Consider the following 14204-nt stretch of genomic DNA (forward strand, 5'->3'; position numbering starts at 1 on the left):
TCATGCTCCTTGGGCATGGGACGAAGTCTCTGCGGCCGGGCTTGAAGGAAGCTCGGGAGCAAGCTTCTCCTCGGTGGCCGGTTCGGCGGCGGAGGGCCCGCCCTTGCGTGCACGCCAGGCGTCACGCAGCATTTCGTGCCACCGCGGTCGCTTCCGCGGAGGAACATGATCCACACCGCCGAGCGACCACGGATTGCACCGCAGGATGCGCCAGGCAGTGAGTGCCGTCCCCTTGATCGCACCGTGCCGGTCAATGGCTGTGTAGCCGTAGTGGGAGCACGACGGGTAGTACTTGCACACCGGCCCCAGCAGTGGACTGATCGTCCACTGGTACAGCTTGATCAGAGCCAGCAGTGGGTACTTCATCGCGCGCCCCCTCCCAGTAGCCGCTCGATGGCGGCGTCCAGGTCTCGGGCCAGCTGTCCATGGTCGGCGTCGCCCGCTCCGGGCAGCGCTCGTACGACTACCAGGCTACCGGGGGGGAACAGGGCGACTCGGTCACGCATCAGGTGACGCAGTCTGCGCTTGACTTTGTTGCGCACGACCGCGCCACCCACTGCTTTGCTCACGACGAAACCCGCACGCGTCGAGGGAGCGCTCTCCCCAGGCGCGTGCGGGTCCGTGGCACCGCTACGAAGGTGGACGACGAGGGACGGGCGGCCGGCCCGGCGACCTCGTCGTACCGCGGTCGCGAAGTCCTCGCGCCGCCTCAGCCGATGCTCGGTAGGCAGCACGACGTCATGACCTGATCAGGATCAGGCGGACAGGCTGGCGCGACCCTTGCTGCGGCGGTTCGCCAGAATCGCGCGGCCGGCACGGGTGCGCATCCGCAGGCGGAAGCCGTGGGTCTTGGCGCGACGACGGTTGTTCGGCTGGAAGGTGCGCTTGCTCACTCGGGGGCTCCAGAAATCAAATCGGTGTGGCGGGTGCCGTCCTGGCTGTCACCGTGCGCCCACGAGTAGCTCGCATCACGCCCGAGTGCACCGCTTCCCGATCACCTTCAGCGATCTGTGCCCATCGGAGGCAGGCGGCAGCAGCCATCGACAACTCGACCTGGTTACGGTACGCGGGGCTACGCCATTCGGTCAAACCAGCAGTGACCGAGAGACACTATCCACAGGCTGGGGACAACAACTTGAACCGCACCCGCCACGCTGACTACCGTGGCTGAACTCCGATTCGTTCCTTTATCCCCGCCCGACCCGATATTCATCCCAACCCGTCCTCGAACCACACGTTCGTGGGACCTGTGAGAGAGCGTGCCCTGTGGCTGACGTACCTGCCGATCTTGCCGCAGTGTGGCCACGAGTACTGGAGCAGCTCCTCGGTGAGGGCCGCGGTCAGGGTGTGGAGGGCAAGGACGAACACTGGATCCGGCGCTGCCAGCCGCTCGCGCTGGTCGCGGACACCGCCCTGCTCGCCGTACCGAACGAATTCGCGAAGAACGTCCTGGAGGGCCGTCTCGCGCCCATCGTCAGCGAGACGCTGAGCCGTGAGTGCGGGCGCCCGATCCGGATCGCGATCACCGTGGACGAGTCCGCGGGCGAACCCCCGACCCCGCCGGCGCCCCCCGCGCAGCCCCAGCGCTACGAGGAGCCCGAGCTCCCCTCGCCGCAGTACGAAGGCGGATACGGCCGGCATCGCGCCGACCACCCGCCCGAGCAGGGCGGCCGCGACCAGCTGCCCCCCTCGCGCGCCGATCAGCTCCCCACCGCCCGTCCGGCCTACCCCTCCGAGTACCAGCGCCCCGAACCCGGCGCCTGGCCACGCCCGGGGCAGGACGACTACAGCTGGCAGCAGCCGCGGCTCGGCTTCCCCGAGCGCGACCCCTACGCCTCGCCGTCGCAGGACTCCTACCGCTCGGACGGGTACGGCGACTCCTACTCCCAGGAGTACCGGCCCCAGCAGCCGATGGACCGGCCGTCGTACGAGCAGCAGCGCACGGAGTACGAACCGCAACGACCCGAGTACGACCGGTCCGACTACGACCGGTCCGACTACGACCAGCGGGACGCCGGCCGCCGCGAGCGGTCCGAACCCCCGGGCGGGCCGGGGCAGGGCCGCCGGGGCGGCCCGGGACGTCCGGACCTGCCGGCCGCGCCCAGCGCGCCCGGACCGCTGGGCGCCAAGCCCGCACCGGCGTCGGGGCCCGGCGAGCCGACCGCACGCCTCAACCCCAAGTACCTCTTCGACACGTTCGTCATCGGCGCGTCCAACCGCTTCGCACACGCGGCCGCGGTCGCCGTCGCCGAGGCGCCCGCGAAGGCCTACAACCCCCTCTTCATCTACGGGGAGTCGGGGCTCGGCAAGACGCACCTGCTGCATGCGATCGGGCACTACGCGCGGAGCCTCTACCCCGGCACCCGGGTGCGCTACGTGAGCTCGGAGGAGTTCACCAACGAGTTCATCAACTCGATCCGCGACGGCAAGGGCGACAGCTTCCGCAAGCGGTACCGCGAGATGGACATCCTGCTCGTCGACGACATCCAGTTCCTCGCGGACAAGGAGTCGACGCAGGAGGAGTTCTTCCACACCTTCAACACGCTCCACAACGCGAACAAGCAGATCGTGCTCTCCAGCGACCGGCCGCCCAAGCAACTGGTCACCCTTGAGGACCGGCTGCGGAACCGTTTCGAGTGGGGCTTGATCACCGACGTCCAGCCGCCGGAACTGGAGACGCGCATCGCGATCCTCCGCAAGAAGGCGGTGCAGGAGCAGCTCAACGCACCGCCGGAGGTACTGGAGTTCATCGCCTCCCGCATCTCGCGCAACATCCGTGAGCTGGAGGGCGCGCTGATCCGGGTGACGGCGTTCGCGTCCCTCAACCGGCAACCGGTGGACCTGGGGCTGACGGAGATCGTCCTCAAGGACCTGATCCCCGGGGGCCAGGACTCGACGCCGGAGATCAGCGCGACGGCGATCATGGCGGCGACCGCGGACTACTTCGGCCTCACGGTCGACGACCTGTGCGGGAGCTCGCGCGGGCGGCAGCTGGTCACGGCGCGGCAGATCGCCATGTACCTGTGCCGTGAGCTCACGGACCTCTCGCTGCCGAAGATCGGAGCGCAGTTCGGCAACCGGGACCACACGACCGTGATGCACGCCGACCGGAAGATCCGGGCGTTGATGGCGGAGCGGCGGTCGATCTACAACCAGGTGACGGAGCTGACGAACCGGATCAAGAACGGGTAGTCGTACGACGCTCCAGGCGCCCTCGGGAGAGATCCCTGGGGCGCCTTTTGCCGTCCTGGGGTGGGCTCCGAGGGTGGTCCGCTGCGGGGCCGTGAGGGGCTGGTCGCGCAGTTCCCCGCGCCCCTTCGGGGCGCTCCAGCGAAGTCCGCTGTTCGAATACGGCCCGGGTTACGGGCGTCCTCCACAGATTTGGCGACTTTCTTGCGTCCACACCCTGGGGACTGTGAAGTTGTCCCGAACGTCGTCCACAGGCTGGCCGATGAAAGAGCATCAGGCCAGCTCAGGTGGCTGTGGAATCGTGGACGACGGATCTCCACAGACTGTGGACGAGGAAATGATCCACAGGCTGTGCATGAAGTTGTCCACCGCTACCCCACAGGCTGAGGGGTGGTTGTCCCCAGCGATCCCTAACTTCTCCACACCGCTGTCCACTGTTCGGCAACGTGACGCGCCTGCTCACCGTGTCGAGTGAAAGGCGTCACACGAAGCTGCCAGGTTGCCCTGTGGGAAAGGTGGGCAAAGCTGGGGACGGCGCTGGGGAGAAGTCCCCTCGGGCTGTGCACGGTGTGTGCAGAACTTTCTGTTCTCCACAGAGACACCAGGTTGTCCACCGGCTTAACCCACAGGGGCAGTGGACAAAATCTGGCCGCTGAGCTGGGAAAACGGGGTTATCCACGGTATCCACAGCCCCTACTACTACTTCCAACTAGAGAGAGCTGGGAATCCGTTTCGAAGAGGGCCCTGTGCACAACTCGCTCTTCGGCCTCTGACCGCGCCTCGTCACGACTTGACCTCGAGGGGCGCCAGCTGTCAGTGCGGTGCGTCAGACTGGTCCCCGGTGTTCTTCCCCTCCCAGGGACCGACGACACCGAGTCAGACGACGAAGACGCAGCAGGGCGAGAAGCCCCGGCAACAGCAGGAGGCGGGCTTACGGTGAAGATCCGGGTGGAACGCGACGTACTCGCGGAGGCAGTGGCCTGGGCGGCACGCAGCCTCCCGGCCCGTCCGCCGGCGCCGGTCCTCGCCGGCCTGCTGCTGAAGGCCGAGGACGGCCAGCTGAGCCTGTCCAGCTTCGACTACGAGGTCTCGGCGCGGGTCAGCGTCGAGACCGAGGTGGAGGAGGAGGGCACGGTCCTGGTCTCCGGCCGGCTGCTCGCCGACATCTGCCGCGCCCTTCCCAACCGGCCGGTGGAGATTTCCACAGACGGTGTACGGGCGACGGTGGTCTGTGGATCATCCCGGTTCACGCTGCACACGCTGCCGGTGGAGGAGTACCCGTCCCTGCCGCAGATGCCGAACGCGACGGGCACGGTCCCCGGCGAGGTCTTCGCCTCCGCCGTCTCCCAGGTGGCCATCGCCGCCGGACGTGACGACACGCTTCCGGTGCTGACCGGTGTGCGTATCGAGATCGAGGGCGACACGGTCACCCTGGCCTCCACCGACCGCTACCGCTTCGCGGTCCGTGAGTTCCTGTGGAAGCCGGAGAACCCCGAGGCGTCCGCGGTGGCCCTGGTGCCCGCCAAGACGCTCCTGGACACCGCCAAGGCCCTCACGAGCGGCGACAGCGTGATCCTGGCGCTGTCCGGCTCGGGTGCGGGCGAGGGGCTCATCGGTTTCGAGGGCGCCGGCCGGCGGACGACCACGCGGCTGCTCGAAGGCGACCTGCCGAAGTACCGCTCGCTGTTCCCGACCGAGTTCAACTCCGTGGCCGTGATCGAGACCGCCCCCTTCGTGGAGGCCGTCAAGCGCGTCGCCCTGGTGGCCGAGCGGAACACCCCGGTGCGGCTCAGCTTCGAGCAGGGCGTGCTCATCCTGGAGGCCGGTTCCAGCGACGACGCACAGGCTGTGGAGCGGGTCGACGCGCAGCTGGAGGGCGACGACGTCTCGATCGCCTTCAACCCGACCTTCCTGCTCGACGGTCTGAGCGCGATCGACTCGCCGGTGGCCCAGCTGTCGTTCACGACGTCCACGAAGCCGGCGCTGCTGAGCGGGAAGCCGGCGCTCGACGCGGAGGCGGACGAGGCGTACAAGTACCTGATCATGCCGGTGCGGCTGAGCGGCTGAGTTGTCCACAGCTGTGCACAGTGCGGCCACTCTTCTGTGGGTGGCCGGCGCTGTGCCCGGGTGGGTTTCCCCAGGTGAGCGGCAGAGCCCACAACTGTGCACAAAGGGTCGCGATTAGGCTCGGGCGCGGCACGAAGGTGCCTCTCCTGCCACACCGCAACCTAAGGAACCAACTGATGGAGCTCGGTCTCGTCGGCCTCGGCAAGATGGGCGGCAACATGCGCGAGCGGATCCGCCGCGCGGGCCACACCGTCGTCGGATACGACCGCAACCCGGACCTCGCGGACGTCCACAGCCTGGAAGAGCTTGTGGGCAAGCTCAGCGGGCCCCGTGTGCTGTGGGTGATGGTCCCGGCCGGGGCGCCGACCCAGTCCACGATCGACGAGCTGGCCGAGCTGCTGGAGCCCGGTGACGTGGTCGTCGACGGCGGCAACTCCCGCTGGACGGACGACGAGAGGCACGCCGAGGAGCTGGCCGCCAAGGGCGTCGGCTTCGTCGACTGCGGGGTCTCCGGCGGTGTCTGGGGCCTGGAGAACGGCTACGCGCTGATGTACGGCGGCGCCGTCGAGCACGTGGAGAAGGTGCGGCCGGTCTTCGACGCGCTCAAGCCGAAGGGCGACTTCGGTGCGGTGCACGCCGGCAAGGTGGGCGCGGGCCACTTCGCGAAGATGGTCCACAACGGCATCGAGTACGCGATGATGCAGGCCTACGCTGAAGGCTGGGAGCTCCTGGAGAAGGTCGACTCCGTCACGGACGTGCGCGAGGTCTTCCGCTCCTGGCAGGAAGGGACGGTCATCCGTTCCTGGCTGCTCGACCTCGCGGTGAACGCCCTCGACGGGGACGAGCACCTGGACCAGCTGAAGGGTTATGCACAGGACTCCGGCGAGGGCCGGTGGACTGTGGAGGCCGCGATAGACAACGCGGTGCCGCTGCCCGCGATCACCGCCTCGCTGTTCGCGCGGTTCGCCTCCCGTCAGGAGGACTCGCCGCAGATGAAGATGATCGCCGCGCTGCGCAACCAGTTCGGCGGCCACGCCGTAGAGGCGAAGTAGAGACGAAGTAGCAGGTCACGGGGAGGTCGGCGCAACACCTATGCACGTCACGCATCTGTCGCTGGCCGACTTCCGCTCCTATGCCCGGGTCGAGGTCCCGCTCGACCCGGGCGTCACCGCCTTCGTCGGGCCGAACGGCCAGGGCAAGACCAACCTCGTCGAGGCCGTCGGCTATCTCGCCACTCTCGGCAGCCACCGGGTCGCCTCCGACGCGCCCCTGGTCCGGATGGGCGCCGAGCGGGCGATCATCCGGGCGCAGGTGCGGCAGGGCGACCGGCAGCAGCTGGTCGAGCTGGAGCTCAACCCCGGCAAGTCCAACCGCGCCCGCATCAACAGGTCCTCGCAGGTCAGGCCGCGGGATGTGCTGGGGATCGTACGGACCGTGCTGTTCGCGCCGGAGGACCTCGCGCTGGTGAAGGGGGACCCGGGCGAGCGGCGCCGCTTCCTGGACGAGCTGATCACCGCGCGGTCGCCGCGGATGGCCGGTGTGCGCTCCGACTACGAGCGCGTCCTCAAGCAGCGGAACACCCTGTTGAAGACCGCGGCCCTCGCCCGGCGGCACGGCGGCCGCTCGATGGACCTGTCCACGCTGGACGTGTGGGACCAGCACCTCGCGCGCGCGGGCGCCGAGCTGCTCGCCCAGCGGCTCGACCTGGTCGCCGCGCTCCAGCCGCTCGCCGACAAGGCGTACGAGCAGCTGGCGCCGGGCGGTGGTCCGGTCGCGTTGGAGTACAAGCCGTCGGCGCCGGGCGAGGCGCATACCCGTGAGGATCTGTACATCCAGGTGATGGCGGCCCTGGCGGACGCCCGCAAGCAGGAGATCGAGCGGGGTGTCACGCTGGTCGGCCCGCACCGCGACGATCTTCTACTCAAGCTGGGGCAGCTGCCCGCCAAGGGGTACGCCTCGCACGGCGAGTCCTGGTCGTACGCGCTGGCGCTGCGTCTGGCGTCGTACGACCTGTTGCGTGCCGAGGGCAATGAGCCGGTGCTGGTGCTGGACGACGTGTTCGCCGAGCTGGACGCGCGGCGCCGGGAGCGGCTGGCGGAGCTGGTCGCGCCCGGGGAGCAGGTGCTGGTCACCGCCGCTGTGGACGACGACGTGCCGCATCTCCTCACCGGTGCGCGGTACGCGGTGGCGGACGGGGCGGTGGAGCGCGCATGAGCACCGACGGGCCTGCTCCCGAGAAGGAACCCTCCGGTGTCGACCTGGCGCGGGTGGCGCTCAGGGCGGCGAAAGAGGCGGCACGCGCGCGCGGCGACGCGGCGCAGCAGAGGAAGCAGGCGCGGCGCGGCGGGCTGCGCTCCGGCGCCCGCGCCGACGGCCGCGACCCCATGGCGCTGGGCTCCGCGATCAACCGGCTGATCACCGAGCGCGGCTGGGAGACGCCGGCCGCGGTCGGCGGGGTGATGGGCCGCTGGCCGCAGATCGTCGGTGAGGATCTCGCCAAGCACTGTGTGCCCGAGCGTTACGACGAGGACGAGCGGGTGCTGGTCGTGCAGTGCGACTCCACGGCCTGGGCGACCCAGCTGCGTCATCTCTCTCCCGCGCTGGTCGCACGGCTGAACGAGGACCTGGGGCACGGCAGCGTACGGATGATCAAGGTGCTCAATCCCGGCGGTCCGCCCCGGCGCTACGGCCCGCTGCGCGCCCCCGGTAGCACCGGTCCCGGCGATACATACGGGTGACTTACGTCACGCGTTGAGCCGAGTGTGGAGCCGTCGTGCGGCCCCCTCGGCTGATCGTCGTACAACCGCACGCGGTTGCGAATCGCGATCTGACCCCGGAGTAGTCAAGGGTTGACAGCCGGAAGCGCTGAGTGCCTCCGTGAGCCTCTTGGAGCCCCCATCCGTATATCGGGAGTCGGCGGCGGCCGGTTCAGGGCGGCACATGCGGACTCAGGTACCGGCAAACCCCCATCACTGTCGGCGCTACCGGTAGACTGGAAGACAATCCCGCCCCGAACGTGGGGACCGCCCGGGAAAAGCTGAGCAACGCTGATCAAGGCTTACCAACGCAACATGCCGCAGCCGCTCCGGCAACCCGCCGACGAGCCTGGCTCGTGCTGTGCCAGAAAGGGCGCTTCGTGGCCGATTCCGGCAACCCCAACGAGAACATCCCGTCCCCCGACGCCGGCGCGAACGGTGAGGTCACCGCCTCGTACGACGCGAGTGCCATCACCGTGCTCGAAGGGCTGGACGCGGTCCGCAAGCGACCCGGTATGTACATCGGCTCGACCGGTGAGCGCGGTCTGCACCACCTGGTGTACGAGGTCGTGGACAACTCCGTCGACGAGGCTCTGGCCGGCCACGCGGACACCATCGACGTGACGATCCTGGCCGACGGCGGCGTGCGTGTCGTCGACAACGGCCGCGGTATCCCCGTCGGCATCGTGGCGTCCGAGGGCAAGCCGGCCGTCGAGGTCGTGCTGACCGTGCTGCACGCGGGCGGCAAGTTCGGCGGCGGCGGTTACGCCGTCTCCGGCGGTCTGCACGGCGTGGGCGTGTCCGTCGTGAACGCGCTGTCGTCCAAGGTGTCCGTCGAGATCAGGACCGACGGTCACCGCTGGACGCAGGAGTACAAGCTGGGCGTCCCGACGGCTCCGCTGGCGCAGCACGAGGAGACGGGCGAGACCGGCACCTCGGTCACGTTCTGGGCGGACCCGGACATCTTCGAGACCACCGAGTACTCCTTCGAGACGCTCTCGCGGCGCTTCCAGGAGATGGCCTTCCTCAACAAGGGTCTGACGATCCGGCTCACCGACGAGCGTGAGTCGGCGAAGGCCGTCGCCGGCGCCGACGAGGCGGGTGCGGACGAGAAGGCCGAGGTCAAGACCGTCACGTACCACTACGAGGGCGGCATCGTCGACTTCGTGAAGTACCTCAACTCCCGCAAGGGCGACGTGGTGCACCCGACGGTGATCGATCTGGAGGCCGAGGACAGGGACAAGAGCCTGTCCCTCGAGGTCGCCATGCAGTGGAACAGCGGCTACAGCGAGGGCGTGTACTCGTTCGCCAACATCATCCACACGCATGAGGGCGGCACCCACGAGGAGGGCTTCCGTGCGGCGCTGACCTCGCTGATCAACAAGTACGCGCGCGACAAGAAGCTGCTCCGCGAGAAGGACGACAACCTCACCGGTGACGACATCCGTGAGGGTCTGACCGCGATCATCTCGGTGAAGCTGAGCGAGCCGCAGTTCGAGGGTCAGACGAAGACCAAGCTGGGCAACACGGAGGCCAAGACCTTCGTGCAGAAGGCGGTCTACGAGCACCTGAACGACTGGCTGGACCGCAACCCGGTCGAGGCGGCGGACATCATCCGCAAGGGCATCCAGGCGGCCACCGCGCGCGTGGCGGCCCGCAAGGCCCGGGATCTCACCCGTCGCAAGGGTCTCCTCGAGTCGGCGTCGCTGCCGGGCAAGCTGTCCGACTGTCAGTCGAACGACCCGACCAAGTGCGAGATCTTCATCGTCGAGGGTGACTCCGCCGGCGGCTCGGCCAAGTCCGGCCGTAACCCGCAGTACCAGGCGATCCTCCCGATCCGAGGCAAGATCCTCAACGTCGAGAAGGCGCGGATCGACAAGATCCTGCAGAACCAGGAGATCCAGGCGCTGATCTCCGCGTTCGGCACGGGTGTGCACGAGGACTTCGACATCGAGAAGCTCCGCTATCACAAGATCATTCTGATGGCGGACGCCGACGTCGACGGCCAGCACATCAGCACGCTGCTGCTGACCTTCCTGTTCCGCTTCATGCGGCCGCTGGTCGAGGCCGGGCACGTGTACCTCTCCCGTCCGCCGCTGTACAAGATCAAGTGGGGCCGGGACGACACCGAGTACGCGTACTCGGACCGTGAGCGCGACGCGCTCCTGGAGATGGGCCGCCAGCGCGGCAAGCGCGTCCGCGAGGACTCGATCCAGCGCTTCAAGGGTCTCGGCGAGATGAACGCCGAGGAGCTGCGCATCACGACCATGGACCAGGAGCACCGCGTCCTCGGCCAGGTCACGCTCGACGACGCCGCCCAGGCCGACGACCTGTTCTCGGTCCTGATGGGCGAGGACGTCGAGGCCCGCCGCGCGTTCATCCAGCGCAACGCCAAGGACGTCCGCTTCCTCGACATCTGAGTCGGTCTCCGCTGACCGCACAGGGAAGGATCTTCACCAGCAATGGCCGACGAGAACACTCCCGTCACCCCTGAAGAGGGCGGCGAACTCGTGATGCGTGTCGAGCCCGTGGGGCTCGAGACGGAGATGCAGCGCTCGTACCTGGACTACGCGATGTCCGTCATCGTGTCCCGTGCGCTGCCGGACGTCCGGGACGGTCTCAAGCCCGTCCACCGCCGGGTGCTGTACGCCATGTACGACGGCGGCTACCGCCCCGAGCGCGGCTTCTACAAGTGCGCGCGCGTGGTCGGCGACGTCATGGGCAACTACCACCCGCACGGTGACAGTTCGATCTACGACGCCCTGGTCCGCCTCGCCCAGCCCTGGTCGATGCGCATGCCGCTCGTCGACTCCAACGGCAACTTCGGCTCCCCGGGCAACGACCCGGCGGCCGCCATGCGGTACACCGAGTGCAAGCTCGCGCCGCTGTCGATGGAGATGGTCCGCGACATCGACGAGGAGACCGTCGACTTCACGGACAACTACGACGGCCGCTCCCAGGAGCCGACCGTCCTGCCCGCCCGTTTCCCGAACCTGCTGATCAACGGCTCCGCCGGCATCGCGGTCGGCATGGCGACCAACATCCCGCCGCACAACCTGCGCGAGGTCGCGGCCGGTGCCCAGTGGTACCTGGAGAACCCGGAGGCCTCGCACGAGGAGCTCCTGGACGCGCTGATCGAGCGGATCAAGGGCCCCGACTTCCCGACCGGTGCGCTGGTCGTGGGCCGCAAGGGCATCGAGGAGGCCTACCGCACGGGCCGCGGCTCGATCACCATGCGCGCGGTCGTCGAGGTCGAGGAGATCCAGAACCGCCAGTGCCTGGTGGTCACCGAGCTGCCGTACCAGACCAACCCCGACAACCTCGCGCAGAAGATCGCCGACCTGGTGAAGGACGGCAAGGTCGGCGGCATCGCGGACGTCCGGGACGAGACCTCCTCGCGCACCGGTCAGCGTCTGGTCATCGTGCTGAAGCGGGACGCGGTCGCCAAGGTCGTCCTGAACAACCTCTACAAGCACACCGACCTGCAGACCAACTTCGGCGCGAACATGCTGGCGCTGGTCGACGGCGTGCCGCGCACGCTCTCCCTGGACGCGTTCATCCGGCACTGGGTGACGCACCAGATCGAGGTCATCGTCCGCCGTACGCGCTTCAGGCTGCGCAAGGCCGAGGAGCGGGCGCACATCCTGCGCGGTCTGCTGAAGGCGCTGGACGCCATCGACGAGGTCATCGCGCTGATCCGGGCCAGTGACACGGTCGAGATCGCGCGTACGGGCCTGATGGGGCTCCTGGAGATCGACGAGATCCAGGCCAACGCCATCCTGGAGATGCAGCTGCGCCGGCTGGCCGCCCTGGAGCGCCAGAAGATCATCCAGGAGCACGACGAGCTCCAGGCGAAGATCACCGAGTACAACGCGATCCTGGCCTCGCCGGTCCGCCAGCGCGGCATCGTCAGCGCCGAGCTGGCCGCGATCGTGGAGAAGTTCGGCGACGACCGCAAGACCATGCTGGTGCCCTACGACGGTGACATGTCCATCGAGGACCTGATCGCCGAGGAGGACATCGTCGTCACGGTCTCGCGCGGCGGGTACGTCAAGCGGACCAAGACCGTCGACTACCGGGCGCAGAAGCGCGGCGGCAAGGGCGTGCGCGGTACGAAGCTGAAGGAAGACGACATCGTCGACCACTTCTTCGTCTCGACCACGCACCACTGGCTGCTGTTCTTCACCAACAAGGGCCGGGTGTACCGGGCCAAGGCGTACGAGCTGCCGGACGCGGGGCGTGACGCGCGCGGTCAGCACGTGGCGAACCTGCTGGCCTTCCAGCCGGACGAGGCGATCGCCGAGATCCTCGCCATCCGCGACTACGACGCGGCGCCCTACCTGGTGCTCGCCACCAAGGCCGGTCTGGTCAAGAAGACGCCTCTGAAGGATTACGATTCGCCCCGTTCCGGCGGTGTCATCGCGATCAACCTGCGGGAGCGGGAGGACGGTTCCGACGACGAACTGATCGGAGCCGAACTGGTCTCGGCGGACGACGATCTGCTTCTGATCAGCAGGAAGGCACAGTCGATCAGGTTCACCGCCTCCGACGACACTCTGCGCCCCATGGGCCGGGCCACCTCCGGTGTCAAGGGCATGAGTTTCCGTGAGAGCGATGAACTTCTGTCGATGAATGTTGTTCGACCCGGTACGTTCGTGTTCACTGCCACCGACGGGGGGTACGCGAAGCGGACCCGTGTCGACGAGTACCGCGTCCAGGGCCGTGGCGGCCTCGGCATCAAGGCCGCCAAGATCGTGGAGGACCGCGGTTCGCTCGTCGGCGCGCTGATCGTCGAGGAGAACGACGAGATCCTCGCCATCACCCTGTCCGGCGGTGTGATTCGTACGCGAGTCAGCGGGGTCAGGGAGACGGGCCGTGACACCATGGGCGTCCAACTGATCAACCTGGGCAAGCGCGATGCCGTGGTCGGCATCGCACGCAACGCCGAGGCCGGCAGCGAGGCGGAGGAAGTCGACGGTGAGGACACCGTGGACGAGACCGCCGAGACCGCCGAGGGTGTCGAGATCAGCGGTACGGACGAGGGTGAGGCGCCCTCGGCCGAGTAGCACGAGGAGAGAGTCATCGTGAGCGGAGCCACGGGCGCCGGATCGGCCGGTACCTCCACGGGTACGGATGCGGACGGCGGCGGCCGTGGCTCCGCCGCGTCCGGCGGGGCCACCGAGGGCGGTGCGCAGCCGATGGACACGCACACCACTCAGCTGAAGGCGGTCAAGGCGCCCACGAAGGCGTCAGCGCCGGACGCGCAGGGAACCCAGGGGGGAACCGTGACCGACACCCGAGGCCAGGCCGCGGCGGGCGCCCAGCCGGCGTCCGCGCAGCAGCCGAGCCCCTCCCCGCTGCCCGGGGAGCGGCGTTCGGAGCAGCCCGCCGGGCCCTACCACCCGCCGCAGGCCTACCCGGCGGCGCCGGCCCCTCAGGCGCCCGCAGGGGCGGTACGACGGCCGCGTACCGGCGCCGGTACGCGCACCGCCCCGCGTACCCGTAAGGCCCGGCTGCGGGTCGCCAAGGCCGATCCGTGGTCGGTGATGAAGGTCAGCTTCCTGCTCTCCATCGCACTGGGCATCTGCTCGATCGTGGCGTCGGCGGTGCTGTGGATGGTTCTGGACGCGATGGGCGTGTTCTCGACGGTCGGCGGAACGATCTCGGAGGCCACCGGTTCGAACGAGTCGAACGGCTTCGACCTCCAGTCGTTCCTGTCCCTTCCGCACGTCCTGACGTTCACGGCGATCATCGCGGTCATCGACGTCGTCCTCGCGACGGCGCTGGCGACCCTCGGCGCGTTCATCTACAACCTCTCCGCGGGCTTCGTCGGCGGCATCGAGCTGACCTTGGCCGAGGACGAGTAACCGGAGTTCAAACCTCGCCTGAAGGTCCCCCGACAACCGATTTTGGGACTGCCCCGGTCGTGCGCTAATCTTCAGGAGTCAGCGCGCGGGACACACACCGCAGAGCGCGGCGGGGCTATAGCTCAGTTGGTTAGAGCGCATCCCTGATAAGGATGAGGCCACAGGTTCAAATCCTGTTAGCCCCACCAGCACGAAGACCCCCGGTCCGGTTGGATCGGGGGTCTTTGGCGTTGGCGGGGGCTGATGGCCGGCGGCCGGGGTGTTTCGCGGGCGGCTCCGGGTATGGAAAGGCCCGGTCGCTGGCGACGGGGGATGCACCAGCGAC

General features: G+C 68.4%; 11 protein-coding genes and 1 tRNA gene. 9 read left to right on the forward strand and 3 right to left on the reverse strand.

All coding sequences use genetic code 11. The annotated features are described in order from the left end of the window. Genes yidD through rpmH form a run of 3 tightly spaced genes read right to left on the reverse strand, consistent with a single transcriptional unit; the run spans position 1 to position 893 of the window. Positions 1-366 (reverse strand): membrane protein insertion efficiency factor YidD, encoded by a 366-nt coding sequence (gene yidD / locus ACWGJB_RS25180; RefSeq protein ID WP_351316546.1) that lies wholly within the window; start codon positions 364-366, stop codon positions 1-3. Continuing rightward, a complete protein-coding gene (rnpA, locus tag ACWGJB_RS25185) occupies positions 363-734 on the reverse strand; it encodes a ribonuclease P protein component (protein ID WP_362727684.1) in 372 nt (123 codons plus the stop codon). The genes yidD and rnpA overlap by 4 nt, the downstream gene beginning before the upstream one ends. A gap of 21 nt (positions 735-755) precedes the next feature. Beyond that, positions 756-893, reverse strand: a complete 138-nt coding sequence (gene rpmH / locus ACWGJB_RS25190; RefSeq protein ID WP_005482975.1) for a 50S ribosomal protein L34 — start codon at positions 891-893, stop codon at positions 756-758. Positions 894-1266: 373 nt separating this feature from the next. Between rpmH and dnaA the strand changes: the two genes are divergently transcribed. The 9 genes from dnaA to ACWGJB_RS25235 all read left to right on the forward strand — a co-directional run bounded on the left by dnaA (position 1267) and on the right by ACWGJB_RS25235 (position 14067). Next, entirely contained in the window at positions 1267-3192 is a 1926-nt protein-coding gene (dnaA, locus tag ACWGJB_RS25195; RefSeq protein WP_453382357.1) for a chromosomal replication initiator protein DnaA, read from the forward strand. 933 nt (positions 3193-4125) lie between these two features. Continuing rightward, complete coding sequence (gene dnaN, locus ACWGJB_RS25200; RefSeq protein WP_351695869.1) at positions 4126-5256, forward strand: DNA polymerase III subunit beta; 1131 nt, start codon at positions 4126-4128, stop codon at positions 5254-5256. 176 nt (positions 5257-5432) lie between these two features. Next, positions 5433-6308 (forward strand): phosphogluconate dehydrogenase (NAD(+)-dependent, decarboxylating), encoded by an 876-nt coding sequence (gnd, locus tag ACWGJB_RS25205; RefSeq protein WP_453382358.1) that lies wholly within the window; start codon positions 5433-5435, stop codon positions 6306-6308. Positions 6309-6348: 40 nt separating this feature from the next. Continuing rightward, the gene (gene recF, locus ACWGJB_RS25210) at positions 6349-7470 is read left to right on the forward strand and encodes a DNA replication/repair protein RecF (RefSeq protein ID WP_453382359.1); all 1122 of its coding nucleotides are present in this window, start codon (positions 6349-6351) and stop codon (positions 7468-7470) included. Next, positions 7467-7994 (forward strand): DUF721 domain-containing protein, encoded by a 528-nt coding sequence (locus ACWGJB_RS25215; RefSeq protein WP_360480768.1) that lies wholly within the window; start codon positions 7467-7469, stop codon positions 7992-7994. Before recF ends, ACWGJB_RS25215 begins: the two co-directional genes overlap by 4 nt. Before the next feature lie 374 nt (positions 7995-8368). After that, on the forward strand, positions 8369-10432 hold the full coding sequence (gyrB, locus tag ACWGJB_RS25220) for a DNA topoisomerase (ATP-hydrolyzing) subunit B (protein ID WP_453382360.1): 2064 nt from the start codon (positions 8369-8371) through the stop codon (positions 10430-10432). Between the two features lie 42 nt (positions 10433-10474). After that, on the forward strand, positions 10475-13078 hold the full coding sequence (gene gyrA, locus ACWGJB_RS25225) for a DNA gyrase subunit A (RefSeq protein ID WP_453382361.1): 2604 nt from the start codon (positions 10475-10477) through the stop codon (positions 13076-13078). An 18-nt stretch (positions 13079-13096) separates the two neighbouring features. Further along, positions 13097-13879: a DUF3566 domain-containing protein gene (locus ACWGJB_RS25230; RefSeq protein WP_453382362.1), complete on the forward strand. Its 783-nt coding sequence runs from the start codon at positions 13097-13099 to the stop codon at positions 13877-13879. 111 nt (positions 13880-13990) lie between these two features. Further along, positions 13991-14067: transfer RNA gene (locus ACWGJB_RS25235), tRNA-Ile, on the forward strand. Positions 14068-14204: the final 137 nt, after the last annotated feature.

It is taken from the genome of Streptomyces sp. NPDC054813 (assembly GCF_053611365.1).